This is a genomic window from Micromonospora sp. NPDC049102 (genome assembly GCF_043197485.1).
GTDB lineage: Bacteria > Actinomycetota > Actinomycetes > Mycobacteriales > Micromonosporaceae > Micromonospora.
Window position 1 is genome coordinate 11,805 of record NZ_JBICTE010000043.1, and the last position, 17,967, is coordinate 29,771.

The 17,967-nt window shown below is 71.3% G+C and carries 16 protein-coding genes and 2 riboswitches; of the genes, 5 read left to right on the plus strand and 11 right to left on the minus strand.

All coding sequences use genetic code 11. The features are described from left to right. Positions 1 to 92: 92 nt before the first annotated feature. Genes ACGFH9_RS28500 through ACGFH9_RS28520 form a run of 5 tightly spaced genes read right to left on the minus strand, consistent with a single transcriptional unit; the run spans position 93 to position 7,233 of the window. A complete protein-coding gene (locus tag ACGFH9_RS28500; protein ID WP_393225203.1) occupies positions 93 to 947 on the minus strand; it encodes an ECF transporter S component in 855 nt (284 codons plus the stop codon). Beyond that, positions 944 to 2,578 carry an ABC transporter ATP-binding protein gene (locus ACGFH9_RS28505; RefSeq protein ID WP_393225206.1) on the minus strand — a complete coding sequence of 545 codons (1,635 nt, stop codon included), beginning with the start codon at positions 2,576 to 2,578 and terminating at the stop codon, positions 944 to 946. The genes ACGFH9_RS28500 and ACGFH9_RS28505 overlap by 4 nt, the downstream gene beginning before the upstream one ends. Continuing rightward, positions 2,575 to 3,753, minus strand: coding sequence for a CbiQ family ECF transporter T component (locus ACGFH9_RS28510; protein ID WP_393225209.1), 1,179 nt, complete (start codon positions 3,751 to 3,753; stop codon positions 2,575 to 2,577). Before ACGFH9_RS28510 ends, ACGFH9_RS28505 begins: the two co-directional genes overlap by 4 nt. 4 nt (positions 3,754 to 3,757) lie before the next feature. Continuing rightward, positions 3,758 to 4,690, minus strand: coding sequence for an LPXTG cell wall anchor domain-containing protein (locus tag ACGFH9_RS28515; protein WP_393225212.1), 933 nt, complete (start codon positions 4,688 to 4,690; stop codon positions 3,758 to 3,760). Continuing rightward, on the minus strand, positions 4,687 to 7,233 hold the full coding sequence (locus tag ACGFH9_RS28520) for a prenyltransferase/squalene oxidase repeat-containing protein (RefSeq protein WP_393225215.1): 2,547 nt from the start codon (positions 7,231 to 7,233) through the stop codon (positions 4,687 to 4,689). Before ACGFH9_RS28520 ends, ACGFH9_RS28515 begins: the two co-directional genes overlap by 4 nt. Before the next feature lie 245 nt (positions 7,234 to 7,478). On the opposite strand from ACGFH9_RS28520, the gene ACGFH9_RS28525 reads away from it, so the two are divergent. Then, positions 7,479 to 8,819 carry a prenyltransferase/squalene oxidase repeat-containing protein gene (locus ACGFH9_RS28525; protein ID WP_393225217.1) on the plus strand — a complete coding sequence of 447 codons (1,341 nt, stop codon included), beginning with the start codon at positions 7,479 to 7,481 and terminating at the stop codon, positions 8,817 to 8,819. 80 nt (positions 8,820 to 8,899) lie between these two features. On the opposite strand, the gene ACGFH9_RS28530 is transcribed toward ACGFH9_RS28525, so the two are convergent. The 3 genes from ACGFH9_RS28530 to ACGFH9_RS28540 form a co-directional block, all read right to left on the minus strand. After that, on the minus strand, positions 8,900 to 9,295 hold the full coding sequence (locus tag ACGFH9_RS28530) for a hypothetical protein (protein ID WP_393225220.1): 396 nt from the start codon (positions 9,293 to 9,295) through the stop codon (positions 8,900 to 8,902). Between the two features lie 75 nt (positions 9,296 to 9,370). Next, positions 9,371 to 9,631, minus strand: coding sequence for a superoxide dismutase (locus ACGFH9_RS28535; RefSeq protein WP_088988713.1), 261 nt, complete (start codon positions 9,629 to 9,631; stop codon positions 9,371 to 9,373). Between the two features lie 6 nt (positions 9,632 to 9,637). Continuing rightward, on the minus strand, positions 9,638 to 10,252 hold the full coding sequence (locus ACGFH9_RS28540; protein WP_393225223.1) for a superoxide dismutase: 615 nt from the start codon (positions 10,250 to 10,252) through the stop codon (positions 9,638 to 9,640). A 188-nt stretch (positions 10,253 to 10,440) separates the two neighbouring features. Between ACGFH9_RS28540 and ACGFH9_RS28545 the strand changes: the two genes are divergently transcribed. The 3 genes from ACGFH9_RS28545 (at position 10,441) to metE (ending at position 15,637) form a co-directional block, all read left to right on the plus strand. After that, positions 10,441 to 10,947 carry a hypothetical protein gene (locus ACGFH9_RS28545; RefSeq protein ID WP_393225226.1) on the plus strand — a complete coding sequence of 169 codons (507 nt, stop codon included), beginning with the start codon at positions 10,441 to 10,443 and terminating at the stop codon, positions 10,945 to 10,947. A gap of 202 nt (positions 10,948 to 11,149) precedes the next feature. Then, a riboswitch (cobalamin riboswitch) is annotated at positions 11,150 to 11,311 on the plus strand. A 1,127-nt stretch (positions 11,312 to 12,438) separates the two neighbouring features. Beyond that, positions 12,439 to 12,927: a hypothetical protein gene (locus ACGFH9_RS28550; RefSeq protein WP_393225299.1), complete on the plus strand. Its 489-nt coding sequence runs from the start codon at positions 12,439 to 12,441 to the stop codon at positions 12,925 to 12,927. Positions 12,928 to 13,037: 110 nt separating this feature from the next. After that, positions 13,038 to 13,254, plus strand: a riboswitch (cobalamin riboswitch). Positions 13,255 to 13,372: 118 nt separating this feature from the next. Then, on the plus strand, positions 13,373 to 15,637 hold the full coding sequence (metE, locus tag ACGFH9_RS28555) for a 5-methyltetrahydropteroyltriglutamate--homocysteine S-methyltransferase (RefSeq protein ID WP_393225228.1): 2,265 nt from the start codon (positions 13,373 to 13,375) through the stop codon (positions 15,635 to 15,637). Here the strand turns inward: metE and ACGFH9_RS28560 are convergent. Continuing rightward, positions 15,565 to 15,936 carry a hypothetical protein gene (locus tag ACGFH9_RS28560; protein WP_393225230.1) on the minus strand — a complete coding sequence of 124 codons (372 nt, stop codon included), beginning with the start codon at positions 15,934 to 15,936 and terminating at the stop codon, positions 15,565 to 15,567. The genes metE and ACGFH9_RS28560 overlap by 73 nt on opposite strands. Positions 15,937 to 16,022: 86 nt before the next feature. On the opposite strand from ACGFH9_RS28560, the gene ACGFH9_RS28565 reads away from it, so the two are divergent. Further along, the gene (locus ACGFH9_RS28565) at positions 16,023 to 16,718 is read left to right on the plus strand and encodes a hypothetical protein (RefSeq protein ID WP_393225233.1); all 696 of its coding nucleotides are present in this window, start codon (positions 16,023 to 16,025) and stop codon (positions 16,716 to 16,718) included. Between the two features lie 106 nt (positions 16,719 to 16,824). Here ACGFH9_RS28565 and ACGFH9_RS28570 read toward each other — a convergent pair whose 3' ends face one another. Both ACGFH9_RS28570 and ACGFH9_RS28575 read right to left on the minus strand, forming a co-directional pair. After that, entirely contained in the window at positions 16,825 to 17,517 is a 693-nt protein-coding gene (locus ACGFH9_RS28570; RefSeq protein WP_393225235.1) for a cation transporter, read from the minus strand. Beyond that, positions 17,517 to 17,861, minus strand: a complete 345-nt coding sequence (locus tag ACGFH9_RS28575; protein WP_393225238.1) for an ArsR/SmtB family transcription factor — start codon at positions 17,859 to 17,861, stop codon at positions 17,517 to 17,519. The genes ACGFH9_RS28570 and ACGFH9_RS28575 overlap by 1 nt, the downstream gene beginning before the upstream one ends. Positions 17,862 to 17,967 lie beyond the last annotated feature (106 nt).

The window sequence follows — 17,967 nt, forward strand, 5'->3', positions numbered from 1 at the left end:
TCGAATGCCGACCAAGGTTGGGGTGTTGCCCACCTCCAGATCGAGCCAGGTCAGGGGCCACCTTCTTCCGTTTGTCGTCGCGATGTCGTCAATCAAGTCTGAGATTCATGACCAGCGGCGGCTGGTTCAAAGTGGGCCGAGGTCGACACGGCGGCGGCGGTGAACATCGGTGCCGCTTGGAAGTGCGCCCGGCGGGCCGCGCGGCGGAACGCGCTGAGCACGGCTGGTCCGGCAAGGGTGACGAGAACGGCGGTGGTGACCGCTCGTCCGGTGTCCCAGCCCAGCGAGGTGACAGTGAAGAAGGTCAGGTACCGGTGGAGTTGTTCCAGCATTGGCAGGCCGGGTTGGTAGGCGATCGAGCTGGTCGGGTCGAGGGAGAACGGCCAGAACGACAGGTTCAGCATGAACCCAAAGAAGTACCCGCTGACGGCGGCGTAGGCGGCAAGCAGGGCGATCTCCGCCCGTCCCCGGAGCCTGGGCAGCAGGCCGGCGAACATGCCGACCCAGGCGCAGCCGAACATCTGGTACGGCATCCACGGTCCGACTCCCCCGGTGAGCAGGGCGGAGGCGAACAGCGAGGTGCAGCCGAGCGCGAAGCCGAAGCCGGGTCCGAAAACCCGACCGGCGAGCACGAGGATGAAGAAGACCGTCTCGATGCCGGCCGTGCCCGCACCGAGCGGTCGCAGGGCCGCGTTGATCGCGGAGAGCACGCCCAGCATGGCGAGGGCCTTCGCGTCGATTCTGCCGTCGGCGATCTCGGCGAAGATGACGGCGAGGACGAGGAGCAGCAGCACCCCGAACATCAGCGGCGGGGTCTGTGTGGAGCCGAAGGTGCCCGGTGCGACGACGAACGGCCAAAGGAACGCAACGAAGCCCAGGAACGACGCCATGGTGATCGCGAGCACCGCGCGGCCGGGCACGCGAACGGCGACGGTCAGCGTGCTCACGCGCGTACCTCCGGGTTGTCCAGGGCGGCGGCGACCTGTCCGACCGTCAGGTAGGACAGCGGCGCGAGGATCTTCGCGACCTGCGGGGCGAACGTGGGCGACGCGGTGAGCACGGTCGGGACGGGGCCGTCGGCGATGATCTCGCCGTCGGCCATGACCACGACCCGGTCGGCGGTGGTGGTGGCGAACTCGACGTCGTGGGTGGCCACGACGACGGCCCGTCCCTGCGCGGCGAGGTCGTCGAGGGTACGGGTCAGCGCAGCTTTCGCCTGGTAGTCCAGGCCACGGGTGGGTTCGTCGAGGAGTAGCACGCCGGGGGTGACGGCGAGTTGGATGGCCAGGACCAGGGCGAGTTGCTGCCCGGCGGACAGGTCCCGGGGGTGGCTGTCGCCGTCGATGCCGGCGGCGATGGCGTCGAGGAGACGCCGGGCGGTGCCCGGTTCGGCGCCGTCGCGGTCGGCCTGGTCGAGTTCGGCGTCGACGGTGTCCAGGTAGAGCAGGTCGGTGGCGGTCTGTGGGACGAGGCCGACGAGTCGGCGGGCCCGGCTGGCGCTGACCCGGCCTGGGTCGAGGTCGCCGTGCGCCGGGTCGGGCACGCTGATGGTGCCGCCGTCGCGGCGACCCGATCCTTGCAGGGCCCAGAGCAGCGACGACTTGCCGGAGCCGTTGCGCCCCATCAACGCGGTGATCTCACCGCTCACCAGGCTGAGGTCGACCCCGCGAACGGCGACGACCGGTCCGTGGCGAACGACCACGCCGGTTGCCGTGAGCGCGTTCTGCGCGTCGGCGTGGGAGTGGCGGTGTGGTTGCGGCGGCGTAGCCGGCAATCGGCCTCGCAGGGTCGTCGCCTGCCGGCGGGCATCGCGTACCGACAGTGGCAATGGTGACCAACCGGCCAGACGCCCAAGGTCGACGACAGGCGGCGCGACGGTGGCATCGGCGATGAGGGTGGCCGGGTGCCCGTGGCGGAGGGTGCCGTCGCGGGCGACGTGGATGAGCCGGTCGGCGTACGGCAGGACGCGTTCCAGGCGGTGCTCGGCCAGCACGACGGTGACGCCGAGGTCGTGGACCAGTCGGGTGATGGTGGCGAGGACGTCGTCCGCGCCGGTCGGGTCGAGCGCGGACGTCGGTTCGTCGAGGATCAGGACCCGTGGGTGGGCGGTGAGCGCCGCGCCGATCGCGACGCGTTGCTGCTGGCCGCCGGAGAGTTCGTGCAGGCCTCGGTGTCGCAGGTCGGCGAGGCCGAGCAGGTCGAGGGTCTCCTCCACCCGGGTCCGCATGACGGCCGGGTCGAGGGCGAGCTGCTCCATCCCGTACGCCAGTTCCTCCTCGACGGTGTCGGTGACGAACCCGGCGACCGGGTCCTGCCCGACCACGCCGACCAGGTCGGCGAACTCGCGGGGTGGGTGGTGGGCGGTGTCCCGGCCGGCGACGCGGACGCTGCCCTGCAGGGTGCCGCCGGTGAAGTGCGGTACGAGGCCGTTGATCGCGCCGAGCAGTGTCGACTTTCCCGCGCCGGTGTGTCCGACGACCAGGCACAGCTCCCCCTCGTCGATGTCGAGGTCGACGTCGCGCAGTGTGGGGCGGGACGCCCCGTCGTAGGTGATGCTGACGCGCTCGAAGCGGATCATGACGGTGCTCCTGCGGTGTCGGCGGCGCGGCGTCGCACAGGTTCGGGCTCCGGGCGGTGGGGGCGCGGGGATGTCGGTGCGGCGATCGCGGCGAGGGCGGCGACGAGGATCGCGGCGGCCGGTAGGGCGGGCAGGCTGGGCCAGTGCAGCGGATAGAGGCTCGGGTTGACCGCGGCGGGGTCGTAGCCGGTGCCGGCACTGAGCACGACAGCAGTGACGACGCCGCAGCCAGCGACCGTCCACTCCGGCCACTGCCACGGGTCGGGCCGGTACCGGCTGCGGGAGACGCGACGCCCGCCAAGGGCGAGCCCGGCCACGCAGAGCAGCACGCCGCCGCCGAGACCGCCGAGCCCGACTGGGCGGGGAACCCCTGGGTCGAGCAGTCCGTACGCGCCGACGCACAGGCCCGCCATGCCGGTGAGCATGAGGACTCCGGTGAGCCGTCGCGAGGAGGGTGTGGCGGTGCCGACGCGGCCGTAGCCGCGCGCGTCCATGGCGGCTGCCAGCCGCAGCGACCGGTCCAGGGCGTCGTGCAGGACCGGCATCATGATGGCCCGCAGCGCGCCGGAACCCTTGGTCCGTCCGGCGCGGAGACGGCGGGCTCGGGCGACGCGTTGGACGCTCTCCACCAGTTGCGGTGCGACGCTCAGCGAGACGGTGACGGCGACACTCAACTCGTAGAGCGCACCGGGAAGGACCCGCAGCGCGCGTTTGGGGTTGGCCAAACTGTTGGCGGCGCCGATGCAGCACAGCAGACAGGCCAAGCGGAGCCCATCGACAGCCGCGGACAGGGTCGCCTCCAGGGAGACCGGACCGCCGATCTGGATGCCCGCGTACCAGTCGGGGGTGGGCAGGTGCGGGAGCCGGAACAGGATGTGGTCCTCGGGGGTCATTCCGGAGGCGAAGACTGTCCGGAACACCACCCGGATCGCGATGATGATCAGGGCCAGGTAGAGGTAGTAGCGGAACGCCCGCGCCCAGGGTGCGTCGGTGCGGCGGACGGTGACGACGAACCCGAGCACCGTGAAGATGAGCAGCAGCAGCAATGGGTTGCTGGTGCGGCTCGCGGCGGTCGCGAGGGCGAGCGCCCACAGCCACCAGGCCACCGGGTGCAGGGGGCGAGGCAGCCGGGCGACCGCGAGGCGGTGCGGGAGACCGGTGCGGATCGGGGGCATCGGGTCAGGTGCGGCGTCGCCGCCAGCCGACGACACCGCCGACCAGGGCGAGGACGGCGAGCAGGCCGACGGTGATCAGCGCCGGCAACGCCGAGCCGGTGTCCTGACGGGCAGCCGTCGCGGTGGGCGCCGCGTCCAGGATCCGGGGTCCGTCGGGGGTCGCGCTCGACGGCCCGGACGGCACTCCCACTGCTGAAGGCGTCGGGCTGGCCAGCGGCGTCGGCGCACCGCCCACCGGGAACGACGTCGGCGCTCCCGTCGCGGGGAGGCCGGGTGGGGAATTGCCGGCTCCGGGGGCACCCGGTGCCGGCGGGTTGCCGGCGCCGGGCGGGTTGCCGCCACCGGGTGGGGCCGTGGGTGGCGCGGCCGGGGGTGGCGCGGTGGTGGGGGCGCCGATCGGCGTGTTGTTGCGGGCTCGGACGCTGTCCGGGCTGAAGGTGGGCCGGCCCTGGGTGCCGCCGATGTCGGTCGCTCCGAAGATCCACAGGTCGACGCTGCCGGGCTTGGGTTTGTAGCTCATCGCGCCGAGTTGGCTGTAGACCCAGGTGTTCTGCCCCGGGTCGGCGTGCCAGTACGACCAGTAGGCGCTGGCTGGTGGGGTGAGAGCGCACCTCTCGTCGGCGGGGGTGGGGTATTGGGTGCCGCCCTGGTGGCCGGCGTAGCCGATCCGGCAGATGAACGCGGGCCCGTCGTGCTGTGTTCCGGTGGTGCGCCAACCACCCTGGTTGAGCAGTTGGTAACCGGTGGTCGGGGTGGTGCCGCAGGAGCGCAGTGGCGGCCCGCCCCACTTGCTGAAGTCGACGGCGAGGACTACCCCGGTCGACGTGGTGCACTGCCCGATCGGCAGCGGGGCGGCCACCGCGGTCGCGGGTGTCCCCGCCACCATGGCGACGATCGATAGGGCTGCGGCCGACCGCAGCCACCTGCGGGCCCTCACGAGACACCGCCGTCGCCGGTCACCGCGCGCCGTCGTGCGGAGATCCGCAGCAGGATGCCGGCGACGACGAGCACGAGCGCCAGGAGGGCGATGGTCAGGATGGACGCGCCGGTGCGGGGCAGGTGGCCCGACGGCTGTCCTCCGGCGGCCGGCGACGACGGGACCACGCTTGTCGACGAGGACGCCGACGACGGGCTCGCTGACGACGACGGCGTCGCAGACGGGGTCGGGGTTGGCGTCGGGGTCGGATCCGTGCCCGGCAGCCCGTGCACGTCGCGGGTCAGCGTGGCGAACGAGATGCCGGTGGCACCGCCCACGACCTGTGTGGACGCGCGCACGTCAGAGCCGGCCTGCCCGTCGGCGGCGACGCTGAAACCGCCGTCGTCGTTCTGCTGACTGGCAAGGAAGGCCAGGGCCTTGTTGATCTGACCCGCGTAGGTGGTGCCGTGCAGGGTGAGGCCCTGGATCGCGAGCGCTGTGGAGTTGGTGGAGTCACCGGCCGCGCCCGGGAACCCGCCGTGCCCCTTCTGGGTCGAGGCGATCCAGGCCAGCGCCTTGTCGACCGCGCCGGCCGCCGACGGGTCGTCGGTCACCAGGGCGAGGGCCATCGCGGCCATCGCCGTGCTGTCGACGTCCCTGTCGGCATCCGCCGCCGGGATGAGGCTGGGGAACGACCCGTCGGCGCGTTGCAGTCCCTTGAGGAACTCGACCGGCTTGGTGGCGGCCTCGCCCTGGCCGGCGCGGTGCTGCGCGATGATGCCGAGCGGCTGCCCGAACACCGAGGTGGCGTACCGGTAGTTGCCGGCCCCGGCGCAGCCGGTGAGCGCGTCGGTCTTGGTGCAGGTCACGTCGCTCAGGGCGGCGATCAGGTCGTGTCCACCGAAGGAGCGGGGGTCGTAGCCGGTGACCTGGGCCAGTAGGGCCATCTTGCCGATCGCGCCGCCGACGGCGTAGTCGGTGCCGACGCCCAGCCACCTGTCGACGGTGAAGCCGTTCTCGCCGACCGCGCCGCCGCCGCGCAGGAACTCCACGATCGCCCGCAGCTTGGCGTCGTCCCCGCCGGTGGCGGCCAGGGCGTAGGCACCGTCGATGCTCAACCCGAAGTCGGGGAAGCCGGGGAACGACTCGTGGTACCTGCCGTCGATCAGGTTCGTCGGCGCGACGAGGTAGGATACGCCTTTGACCAGATCGGGTCGCGGTCCGGCCGGTGGCGGCGTCTCACCCAGGTCGGCGAGGTTCTTTCCGGCCAGCGCGAGCGCCGCAGCGGCGGTGGCGGGCAGGTCAGCGTCCGGGTTGCTCGGGTCGGGGCTGAGCCCACCGCCGGGGACGATCCGGCTGACCAGCAGGCCGGTGGCTGCCGCCGCCCGGTCGGCGTCGCCCAGCACGGCGAGGGCCTGCGCGGCGTGCCCGGTCGAGTAGGTGTCGGTCAGTCCCGCCCCGGTGTACGGCTGGTAACCGCCGTCGGGCTCCTGCGCCGTGGCCAGGAACGCCTTGGCCGAACTCAGCGCCGCGTCGTGCGCGCCGAGCGTGTGCAGCGCTAGGACGGCGAGGGTGGTGGCTGCGAGGTCGGGGTCGCAGGCTTCGGTGGGGCTGCGCCAGACACCAGCGAAGGCTCCGATCGTGCACTGCTGCTCGGTCAGGCGGGTGACGGTAGAGGCCGGCGGGGTGACGCCGGCGCGCTTGAGCGCGAGCAGGGCGGTCGCGTGGGTCAGCGGATCGCTCGATCCGGCGAAGTCACCGGCGGCGGCGCAGCCGGCGTCGGCGTCGGTCGCGGTGCAGACCCGGTCGGTGAGCGTGGCGATCAGGTCCCGGTCGCCGAACGCGCGCGGATCGCCGCTGGTGCTGGTCAGCAGGAGCGCGAGGCTGGCGACGTTGGCGGTGTGGGGTGGGGCGGTGCCACCGTTCGGGAAGATGGCGGCATCGACGTGCGCCCGCAGATAGTCGACGATCTTGGTGAGCGTCTGGTCCTGCCCACCGGTGCCGGCCAGGGCGGTGGCGACGGCGATGGTCCGGTAGTAGTCGACGAAACCGTTGTCGACGTGGTCGCCGTCGGCGAGCTGCCCCACCAGGTAACTCGCCACCGCCTTGACCTGCGCTTCCCCCGGTCGCGTCGGCACGGGCGTCGAGGTCGGGGTCGGGGTCGCCGTCGGAGTCGGGGTGGCGGTCGGGGTCGGGCCGCTCGCGCGCACTGACGCGGGGGTGAAGCTCGGTGCCCCGGTGGTGCCGCCGATGTCGGTGCCGCCGAAGACCCACGCCTCGACCTCACCCGGGCCCGGCCGCTGCGCCATCGCGCCGAGTGGACTGTAGGTCCAGTGGTCCTGCCCGGCCGGGGCGATCCAGTAGGACCAGTAGGCCGACGCCGGTGGCGTCAACTGGCACGCCTCGTCGGCCGGTGTCGGGTGTTCGGCACCGGACGCGAAATCGGGCGATCCGATCCGGCAGATGAATCCGGGGCCGTCGTGGGCGGTGCCGGTGGTGGTGAAGCCCGCCTCGTGCAGCAGGTCCAGGCCGGTGGTCGGGGTGGCGTCGCAGCCACGTAACACCGGTCCGCCCAGGCGGCGAAGTCGACGGCGACGATCGCGTCCTGGGTCGGGGTGCAGGACTCCAGCGGATCGGCGAGCGCGGCGCGGGTCGGCACCACCAGCCGTCCCGAGCCCGACTACCCACGTGGTGACGCAGCACCTGCGGTATCCGTCCCACGCGTCCTGCGGCCGGCCCGCCCCGCTCCCGCCGGCCCCTCCCGGGCTCCGGGTCGAGGCAGTCGTGCCCGTACCCCCAAGGAGACCCGATGTCCTCACGCCTCTCCTCCGGCAGCCACCGGAGACGAATCGCGATAGCTCCCGCCACCGCGCTGATCGCCACCGTCGTCGCTGTCGCGACCGGTGCAGCGCCCGCCGCCGCGACCTCGACCGCGGCGCAGATCGCCACCGCCAAGACCAACGGTGTCGCCTACCTGCGGACCCTGCAGGCCGCCGACGGCAGCTACGCCAGCGGCGGCCTGTCGAACGAGTGGGCGTTCAGCGCGTTCGCCCCCGCCGGCGTCGCGGCGGTGGACGTCTACCCCTCTGGCGACACGACCAAGAACGCCCGCACCGTCTACCGCAACCAGCTCTCGGCCGCGTCCTGGCCGAGCAGCACGCCGGTGGTCACCGACTACGAGCGTGGGGTGCTGAACGCCTACGCCGCCGGCATCGACCCCGCCCGGGTCTCCTCCACCCGTAACCTGATCGCCGACACCATCGCCTACTGGCAGACCGGCTCGGCCGGTTACTACGGCCCGCCGGCCAACTTCAACGGCACCGTCTTCGGCACTCTCGCCCTGGCCGGTGCGAAGACCCAGTCCGGCGCCGCCCGCGTACCGCAGGCCCTGCTCAACCTGTCGATCACCCGGATCCGTAACAACCAGCACAACGACGGCGGCTGGACCTTCACCCAGGCCGAGGGCAACCCCACCCAACTCGCCGCCGCCAGCGACATCGACATGACCGGCGCGGCCATGGCCTCGCTCTGCGCCGCCGGGGTCCCGAACACCGACACCGACGTCGTTCAGGCGAAGAACTTCCTCAAGAGCAAGCTGGTCAACGCATCCGGCGCGTTCAGCTCGATGTTCGGCGTCAACACCGACTCCAACGCCTGGGCGGTCTCCGGCCTGAACGCCTGCGGCATCCCGAGCCAGGGCACCGACTTCACCACCACCGCCGGCAAGACCCCGATCGACTTCCTGCGCGCGCAGCAGCTGAGCGGCGGCGGGTTCAAGTACCTGCCCACAAACACCACCCCGTCGGCGTACGCCTCCATCGACGCGATACGCGCGCTCGCCGGCGCCGGCTACACCGCCGCTCCCCCGACCCCGGTCACCTCCAGCGCGCCCACCTGGGTCGCGGCGAGCGGATTCACCGCCGGCACCGCCACCCGGCTCGCCGTGATCATCGACAACGGCAGCGGCAGCATCAAGCCGTGCGCCGTCACGCTGACGCCGACCGCGACCACCACCACCCTCGGCGCCGTGCTGGACGCCGCCATCGGCGCGGCCGTTCCGAGTGGCTGCGTCACGGCGGTCAACCCGACCAGCGGCACCGGCACCATCACCTCGATCAACGGCCTGGCCAGCAGCGGCTCCTCCACCTAAAAGGTGTCCCGGGACGGCGGCACCCCGGCCACCGCGACCCGCGGCACGACCGTGACCGTCGGCGACACCATCTACCTGCGCTACGGCGTCTGATCGCCGGGTAGCGCGATGGTCAGCGGCGGCCGGGCCGCCGCTGACCATCCGTCCGGCTGCTCCGCCCGCCGCCGCTCAGCCAAGGGTGACGAGGTGGAAGACCGGACGGATTGATCAGCTTCCAGGTCGTCACTGTGGTGAGGACAGCGATGGCGTGCGCCTGCGCCCGGTAGCCCGGGACGTACGGGCGCGGCGAGCAGTCCCTCCAGGCGGGCCACTCGACGTCGGGTGTCCTTCAACTGCTGGCGAAGCTGGTGCGCCTGGGCCTCACTGGCACCGAGTTGCCGACGGGCGGCGTCGAGCCGCTCGAAGTCGGCCACTGTCAGCACGATCATCGACTGCCCGTCCATCGTCACGACACGGTGTTCGATCTTCCGGCGCATCGGGCCCCTTCGGGTGGGCGGTGGGCGTTGCGGCTACCCGCTGGGTTCCGCTCGTGGGCGGAACCCAGCGGACCATCATGCCGGCGGGGACTGGGCGGTCTCGGCCAGGAGCAGGGACAGTTCCCGGACCAGGTCGTCCATGGACTGACCGCTCTGCGCCTTGACCAGGCCCAGCGCGAGATCGGCCAGCAGGTAGAAGCCGAGGGTACGGGCCTGCTCGGAGCTGAACGCCGACATCAGCGCCTCGGCGCCGGCGAGGTCACCGCGGTGTTTGGCCGCGATGACCCCGGCCGCGCGCTGGACGATCTCGGCCGCCTCGGGGGTGTACCCGCTCACGCCGGGTCAGATCTTCGGGGTCGCGGCGCGGGCGGCGTCGAAACGAGCGGTGACGTCGGTCCAGTTGACCAGGTTCCACAGCCGGTCCACGTAGTCCGGGCGGACGTTGCGGTACTGCAGGTAGTAGGCGTGCTCCCAGGCGTCGAACACCAGGATCGGGGTGGAGCCCTGCCCGACGTTGCCGTGGTGGTCGTAGACCTGCTCGACGATCAGCCGCTGGCTCAGTGGCTCCCAGGCCAGGACACCCCAGCCGGAACCCTGCACACCCTTCGTCGCCGCCGACAGCTGCCCGGCGAACCCCTCGAAGGAGCCGAAGTGCTCGTCGATCGCGGCCGCCAACTCACCGTCCGGGCGGTCACCGCCGTCCGGGGACAGGTTGTTCCAGAAGATCGAGTGCAGCACGTGCCCGGACAGATTGAACGCGAACGTCTTCTCCAACCCGACCAGCGTCGCGTAGTCGCCCTTGTCGCGGGCCTCGGCGAGCCGGTCGAGCCCGTCGTTGGCGCCCTTGACGTACGCGGCGTGGTGCTTGTCGTGGTGCAGCTCCAGGATCTCGCCGGACATCGCGGGTTCCAGTGCGCCGTAGTCGTAGGGCAGGTCGGGCAGGTTGTACACGGCCATGGGGTACGTCCTCTCATTGCTGCCTTAGTATGGCTGTTGCCATTATCTTGCAACAAGGGCGCGAGTGTCGTTAGGGCGCGTGACTGATCGCAGGAACATCGGATCGAGTGGCGCCCACCCTGGGCCGGGGAGCCGAGTCGGATGTGCTCAGCCCGACGCTCGGGGGGTTAGCGCGGTAGACCAGGACGGTGTCCGGCGGAAAGCTCGTCGGCGAGGTGGTCTACCGGGTCCTGGTCGCGGGCGAGGTGGCGGGAGGCTTCGGTCGGGGGCGTCTCGAGGGGTACGAGTTCCGGCATCATGGCGTTGTGCGAAACATGCTCTTTGACGTGACCCGGGACGAGAGGCGGGCTGCGGTGAAGGCGTTCCGTCAGCTTCCGAGCGGAGAGCGACGGGAGGCTATCCGCAGGGCCGGCCACAGAGAACTCCACCCAGACCCTGCGGTGGCCAGGGTGATGGAACAGTGGTCACGCGCCGTGCTGCGCCACGCATGGTGGAACAAGCTGCCGGGTTGGGCGCAGCCGGCGGCCTGCGTGACGGTCATGGTGATCGGGTCGTGGCTCGGCGCTGGAGTTCTCGTCATCCCTGGCGGCTTGGTCGCGCTCATGATCGGCCTCGTTGAATGGAACACCAGGCGTGCAGCGCGACTGGTGGTGAGCGCGGCGCCGGCCGGCAGCACCGACCCGAAAGCCGTCTGAGTGACGCCGCAACCGGTACCGGCCAGCGGCGCGTCGACGCCGGGCATGCGCGCATCCTCGACTCGACAAGTGACGTCAGCCGGCACCGGTGAAAGGGGTCGGTCGTGTAGGCCGTGATGCCACGGCCGGTCCTGTCTGTCGCCATCGCGCGGCGTCACGGTTTCGTGAGCAGCGGGTTTTGGGCGGCGTCGGATCACGGACATTGACGGAGGCCTTCGCAGGTGGCGACACTGTGCGCCACACCTTCATACCTGTGTGCTGACGGGGGAAGTCCGGTCGAAATCCGGCGCTGGCCCGCAACGGTAGGCGGCGAGCAGTAGTTATGCCGCGAGCCCGAGTACCCGTCCGCGCACGTCAGGACCATCCCCACCCGTCGTGGCCCACGGGTCGGAGCCACCCGAGCGGAGTCGGGTCGACTCGGACCATCGGAGCCCGGAAAGGCGCCGTTTCACGGTCAACCGCCCCCTCCGGCACCGCGCACGCGTCCTCGTGACCGCAGCGCTCGCCACCCGCACGCTGGCTCTGACTGTCACTCCGTCAGCCGCGTCAGCATCACCGCCCACACTCAACAGGGTCGACGCCGCAGCCGGGTGGCTCGCCCGTCAGGCAGTGGACGGTGAACGCTTCGAAGTCACCTTCGACGGCGTCGCCTACCCCGACCAGGGACTCACCCTCGACGCGGTGTTCGCCTTCGCCGCGGCGAAAGTAGCCGACACGACTGCGGCCAACGCCGTGTCGTGGCTCGCCCAACCCGCCGTACTCACCGGCTACATCGGCGACGGCACCGAGTCGTACGCGGGCGCGACAGCGAAACTCGCCCTCGGTGCCCAGGTCCGCGGCCTCAACCCGGCGGCGTTCGGCAGGGTCGACCTACTCACCCGCCTCAACGGCCTGCTGACACCATCGGGTCGATACTCCGACCGTTCGGCGTTCGGCGACTACAGCAACGCGTTCACCCAGTCCTTCGCAGCGCTGGCGTTGGACCGCGCCAAGGGCGCACCGGCGGCGGTGACGTTCCTGGCCGCGAGCCGGTGCGGCGACGGCGGTTTCCCGCTGCTCTTCGGGCAGGCGACCTGCGTCAGCGACGTCGACGCCACAGCGATGGCCGTGCAGGCTCTGCTCGCGGCGGACCGGCCACTCGTCGCGGCCTCGGCGGCGCAGTGGCTCGTCTCCGTGCAGAACAGCGACGGCCCGTTCTCCACCAACGGCGTGCCCAACGCGAACAGCACCGGACTCGCCGCCCAGGCGCTGTCCGCCGCCGGGCGATCACTGCCGTGGCTGCGCGCTCGCCAGCACCTGATCAGCCTGCAGGTGAACTGCACGGGGGCATCCGCCAATCGTGGTGCCATCGCGTACACCTCGGGGGGGGTTCGACGCGAGCACCGCTGTTCGGGCCACCGCGCAGGCCGCACCCGGCATGGCGGGCACCGGGTACGCGACCCTGTCGGCCGCCGGCGCCCAGCCGACCGCGCCCGTCCTGGCGTGTGCGCCGTGGTGACCGCCCCGCGGGTGACGGCTCGCCGACGGATCGCGCTACTCCTCGCGGCCGTCGTCGCCGGCGCCGGTCTGGTCGCGGTCGATCCGCTCCCGCGCGCTGCACACGCCGCAGCGTGTACGCCGGGGGCGGGCGTCACTGTGGTGGTCGACCTCACTGCCTTCGGCCTCGGTGCGCAGACCGGCTGCCGGCTCGGGGACCCACCGACCGGCCTCGCCGCGTTGCAGGGGGCCGGCTTCACCGTCACCGGTACACAACGGTGGGGGCTGGCCTTCGTCTGCCGCATCAACGGCTACCCCCTCCCCGCCGCCGAACCGTGTGTCAACACGCCACCTGCCAGCGCGTACTGGTCGTACTGGCACGCCGTACCCGGCGGCACCTGGTCCTACAGCACCCTCGGCGCCAGCAGCTACAACCCCGCGCAGGGCACTGTCGAAGGATGGCGCTTCGGCTCCGGGCAGGCTCCGTCCATCTCCCCGCCGTAGCGGGCCTCGGCCGGGAATCCGGGTGCCCGGATTACCGGCCGGTCCGGTGGCGGGCGGACGACAGGGAATCCGCCTGTGACTGCGGCCCTGAGGATCAGCTCGCAGGCCGTACGATGGTCGGCAGTGCTGGTTCGCCGCACCGTCACGGTGCGGCGTCGCAAGAGGGAACCCGGTGGGAAACCGGGACTGCCCCGCAGCGGTGAGTGGGAACGACAGCCGTCATACGCACTGGACGCGTGAGCGTCTGGGAAGCGACGGCCAGTAGGAGATCGGTCAACCCGGTCACGCCCACGAGTCCGAAGACCTGCCCGCACCGCGTACGCGTCCGCGTGCGCCGCCGTCGACCTCTCGGGAGGGTCAGGGCGAGGCCCGGTCGTTGGTCCGTGCCCTGCCGTGTCCCTCCAGTGTGGTCGGTGGTCGACCTCGAGGGAAGGACACCTGTTCCGTGACCACACCGTTCGGGCTGAGCACCGTGCTCGGCTATCCCCGCATCGGTCCGCACCGGGAACTCAAGCACGCCGTCGAGTCCTACTGGGCGGGCCGGATCGACGCGAACGCCCTTCAGTTAACTGCCGCCAGCCTTCGCGCAGACGTGTGGCGCACACTGCGCGACGCCGGTCTGGACGCGATCCCGTCGAACACGTTCTCCTTCTACGACCAGGTACTCGACACCACCGTCCTGGTCGACGCGGTCCCCGACCGGTTCCGCCGCCTCGGCCTCGGTGACCTGGACACCTACTTCGCCATGGCTCGTGGCACGGAGTTCGAGCCGGCGCTGGAGCTGACGAAGTGGTTCGACACCAACTACCACTACCTGGTGCCGGAGGTCGGCCCGGACACACCGTTCACCGCTCGGCCCGACAAGGCGGTACGGGAGTACGCCGAAGCCAAGGCGCTCGGCGTCACCACCAGACCGGTGCTGGTCGGCCCGGCGACCTACCTCCTGCTGTCCAAGGCCACCGAGGACGCGCCCGAGGGATTCCGACCGTTCGACCGGCTCGATGACCTCATCGCTGTCTACGCCGACATCCTCGGCACCCTGGCCGGTGCCGGCGTCGAATGGGTTCAACTCGACGAACCCGCGTACGCCGCCGACCGCACCCCGCAGGAGATCGCCGCGCTACGCGCCGCGTACCGCCGGCTCGGCCTCCTGAAGCACCGCCCACGGTTGTTCGTCGCGTCGTACTTCGGTGACCTCGGCGACGCGTTGCCAGCGCTGTTGGGCACCCCGGTCGAGGCGGTCGGCATCGATCTGGTCGCCGGGCCAGGCAACCTGAACCGCCTCGCCGCCGCCGGCCCACTACGCGGGAAGACGATCGTCGCTGGACTGGTCGACGGGCGCAACATCTGGCGAACCGACCTACGCACCGCCACCGCGACCGGCGCCGTACTGACCGCTCTAGCCGACCATGTCGCGGTGTCGACAACCTGTTCGTTGCTGCACGTGCCGGTGGACCTCGCCGCCGAACCCGATCTGGACCAGGACCTGCGTGGGCGGCTCGCGTTCGCCCGGCAGAAGGTCGACGAGGTCGTCGCTCTCGGACGCGCACTGCGCGACGGTGTCGGCGCCCTGCCCCCTGCCCTGCCCGCGACCCCGGCGGCCTGGCGTAACGACGGGGTCCGAGCCCGACTGGACGCGTTGCGACCCGAACACGTACGACGGGGCCCATACGCCCAACGGGCCGCCACTCAGCAGGCCCGACTGGGTCTCCCGCCGCTGCCCACCACCACCATCGGATCCTTCCCGCAAACCGCGGAGCTGCGGCAGGCTCGCGCGGCGCACCGGGCCGGTCGGCTCGACGACACCGGCTACGCCGAGCGGATGCGCGCCGAGGTCGCCCACGTCATCGCTGTGCAGGAACGTCTCGGGTTGGACGTGCTGGTGCACGGCGAACCGGAACGCAACGACATGGTGCAGTACTTCGGCGAGCAGCTCGACGGGTTCGCCGCCACGGTCAACGGCTGGGTGCAGTCGTACGGCTCCCGGTGCGTACGCCCGCCCATCATCTACGGCGACGTCACCCGGACCGGACCGATGACCGTCGACTGGTCCACCTACGCGCAGTCGCTGACGAACCGACCGGTCAAGGGCATGCTCACCGGACCGGTGACGATCCTGGCCTGGTCATTCGTCCGCACCGACCAACCCCTCGCCGACACCGCCAACCAGGCCGCCCTCGCACTACGCGACGAGGCCCGCGACCTGGAAGCCGCCGGCATCCGCATCATCCAGGTCGACGAACCCGCTCTGCGGGAGACACTGCCGCTGCGCCGGGACGAGCAGCGCGCCTACCTGGACTGGGCTGTCCGGGCGTTCCGGCTCGCCACCAGCGGAGTCGCCGACGCCACCCAGATCCACACCCACCTGTGCTACTCCGAGTTCGGCGAGGTCCTGACCGCGATCGACGCCCTCGACGCCGACGTCACCAGCATCGAAGCGTCCCGGTCGAAGATGGAGATCCTCGACGATCTGCGCACCACCGGCTACCAACGCGGCGTCGGACCCGGCGTTTACGACATCCACTCCCCCCGCGTACCGGAACAGGCGGAGGTCACCGACGCGCTACGCCGCGCCGTCGCCGCGGTGCCCGCCGACCGGCTCTGGGTCAACCCCGACTGCGGCCTCAAGACCCGCGGCTACCCGGAGGTCGAGCAGTCCCTGACCCGTCTGGTCAGCGGCGCCGCCGAGATCCGCAGCACTCTTACCTGAGCGCGCGGTGGGGCGGCGGCACGCCGCCCCACCGTGGCGTGCGACAACGCGCATCCGATGCCCGCGTCGGCCAGGCGGGTCAACCCGCCTCGACGGAAACCCGTTGAGCGCGGGAATCCGGCCGCCACGGACAGCTCGCCGATGGTCCGTTCGGGCGTAAAGCCACACGGCCCGAACACCACCACGTCCGGGGCCAGGTCGGCGATCACGGACCACAGGTGTGGGGTGCTGTGCGCCCCCGGACCGAGCAGCAACGACCGGCCGCCCGCGAAGGCGATCTGCTCGGGCACCATCCGCACGAGCCGGACACCCTGTCCGCCTGCCGCAGGCTTACACGAACAACACTCATACCTCCCCGCAAGCATCTCCCGATCGTGGAGGTCCTATGGCGACCAGGGCGGCGGCAAAACCGGGACGGAGCACTCTTTCGTCCTGGGCTGCCGGGCAGCGGAAGCTACGGCCACAACGGTTCACCCCGGCTGCGGATGGACTGCGCTTCGCGTTCTACGGCCGGATGTCCACCGTCGACTTCCAGGATCGGGCGTCGTCGTGCCGGTGGCGACGCGACCACGCCGGCGACCTGGTCGCCGGTCATGGCCGGATCGTGGTGGAGTTCTTCGACGAGGGCGTCTCCCGCCGAGTGCCCTGGCCGGACCGGCCGCAGGCGTCACGGCTGCTCGACGCCGTGATGGACTCGGCACGCGGTTTCGACGCGATCGTTGTTGGGGAGTACGAGCGCGCCTTCCACGGCCAGCAGCTTGAACAGTTGACTCCCACATTGCTCAGCCACGGGCTGCAGTTGTGGCTGCCGGAGACCTATGGGCCGGTGGACTTCGACAACCCGCGGCAGCTGGCGTTGCTGGACCTGCTCGGTGTGCACTCCCAGCGGGAGGTGTCCCGGCGCGGCATCGCACCACTGCGGCCATGCGTGCTCAGGCGGAGTTGCAGGGCCGACATCTCGGCGGCCGGCCACCCTACGGCTACCGGCTCGCCGACGCCGGCCCTCATCCGAACCGCGCCCACGCCGCCTGGGGACGGCGCCTGCACCGCTTGGAGCCCGACCCTGCCACCGCACCCCTAGCCTCTCCGGACGATCTGCACTCCGACCGTCGCCAATTACCAGTAGGCGTGCTCTTTCCGGGCTTTCGCCCAGCGCTGTAGCGGAGTGTGTCCGCCCAGTCGTGACGTCAGGTGCAGCAGCCGTCGACGCAGTCGGTTGCAGTGGAATCACCTACCACCGTGGCGGGCGTGCAGCAGGTGTCACCCCGCCAGGCGTCGCGGCCTTCCTTGGCCGCGACGGCGGCGATGGCCAGCGCGGCGGCCGGGTCGGCCCACCACCAGCCGAACAGCGAGTTGACGGCCAAGCCGACGAGCAGAATGGCGGACAAATAGGTGCACAGCAGGGTCTGTCTCGAGTCGGCGACCGCGGAGGCCGAGCCGAGTTCCCGGCCGGCGCGGCGTTGCGCGGCGGACAGGATCGGCATGACCGCCAGCGACACGGCTGCGAGCAGCAGGCCGACCGTGGAGTGCTCCGGACGGTCGGTGCTGAGCAGCGCCCGCATGGACCCGACGCCGACGTAGGCGGTGAGGGCGAAGAACGAGATCGCGATGATGCGCAGGGCGGCGCGTTCCCGGCGTTCGTGGTCGGGGCCGGAGAACTGCCACGCCACGGCGGCAGCTGAGGCGACCTCGATGATCGAGTCGAGGCCGAAGCCGATCAGCGCGGTCGACGAGGCGATCGTCCCAGCGCTGATCGCGACGGCCGCTTCGATGAGGTTGTAGGTGATGGTCAAGGCCACGAACAGCCGCACCCGACGGATCAGCACCGCCCGTCGCGGCTGCGATGGTGCCGCGGTCAGCGAGATGCGCGGCAGGCTCATCAGCAGCAGTCGTCGGTCGCGGCGGTCGGGCAGGCGGCAGGGTCGACCGCGAGGACGAGACCGAGGAGATCACCCAGAGCGTGCGCGAGGCGCGCGTCGGCGAGCTCGTAGCGCGACCGACGGCCTTCGGGTACGGCGACGACCAGGCCGCAGCCGCGCAGACACGCCAGATGGTTCGACAGGTTCTGCCTGCTCGTGCCCAGCAGGTCGGCGAGGTCTGCCGGATAGCCGGGACCTTCGCGCAGCGCCAGCAGGATCCGGGCCCGGACCGGGTCGGACAGGGCGTGACCGAAGCGGGCCAGGACCTGTCCGTGCGTGAGCGTTTCCACCGCCTGACGGTACATCCTCCGCTGTATTAATGTACAGCTGTACTATCAGTGGAGGCAGTGGGCCAGCCGGTCCAGTTCAGACCGGCAAGCGCAGTCCGGGACAGCCCCCGGTGACGAAAAG

Coding starts and splice junctions, on each gene's coding strand:
- ACGFH9_RS28525 (WP_393225217.1), top strand. CDS start 7,479: ATGTCCTCACGCCTCTCCTCCGGCAGCCACCGGAGACGAATCGCGATA.
- ACGFH9_RS28565 (WP_393225233.1), top strand. CDS start 16,023: ATGGCGACCAGGGCGGCGGCAAAACCGGGACGGAGCACTCTTTCGTCC.
- ACGFH9_RS28510 (WP_393225209.1), bottom strand. CDS start 3,753: ATGCCCCCGATCCGCACCGGTCTCCCGCACCGCCTCGCGGTCGCCCGG.
- ACGFH9_RS28505 (WP_393225206.1), bottom strand. CDS start 2,578: ATGATCCGCTTCGAGCGCGTCAGCATCACCTACGACGGGGCGTCCCGC.
- ACGFH9_RS28540 (WP_393225223.1), bottom strand. CDS start 10,252: ATGGCCGTGTACAACCTGCCCGACCTGCCCTACGACTACGGCGCACTG.
- ACGFH9_RS28530 (WP_393225220.1), bottom strand. CDS start 9,295: ATGCGCCGGAAGATCGAACACCGTGTCGTGACGATGGACGGGCAGTCG.
- ACGFH9_RS28575 (WP_393225238.1), bottom strand. CDS start 17,861: ATGTACCGTCAGGCGGTGGAAACGCTCACGCACGGACAGGTCCTGGCC.
- ACGFH9_RS28570 (WP_393225235.1), bottom strand. CDS start 17,517: ATGAGCCTGCCGCGCATCTCGCTGACCGCGGCACCATCGCAGCCGCGA.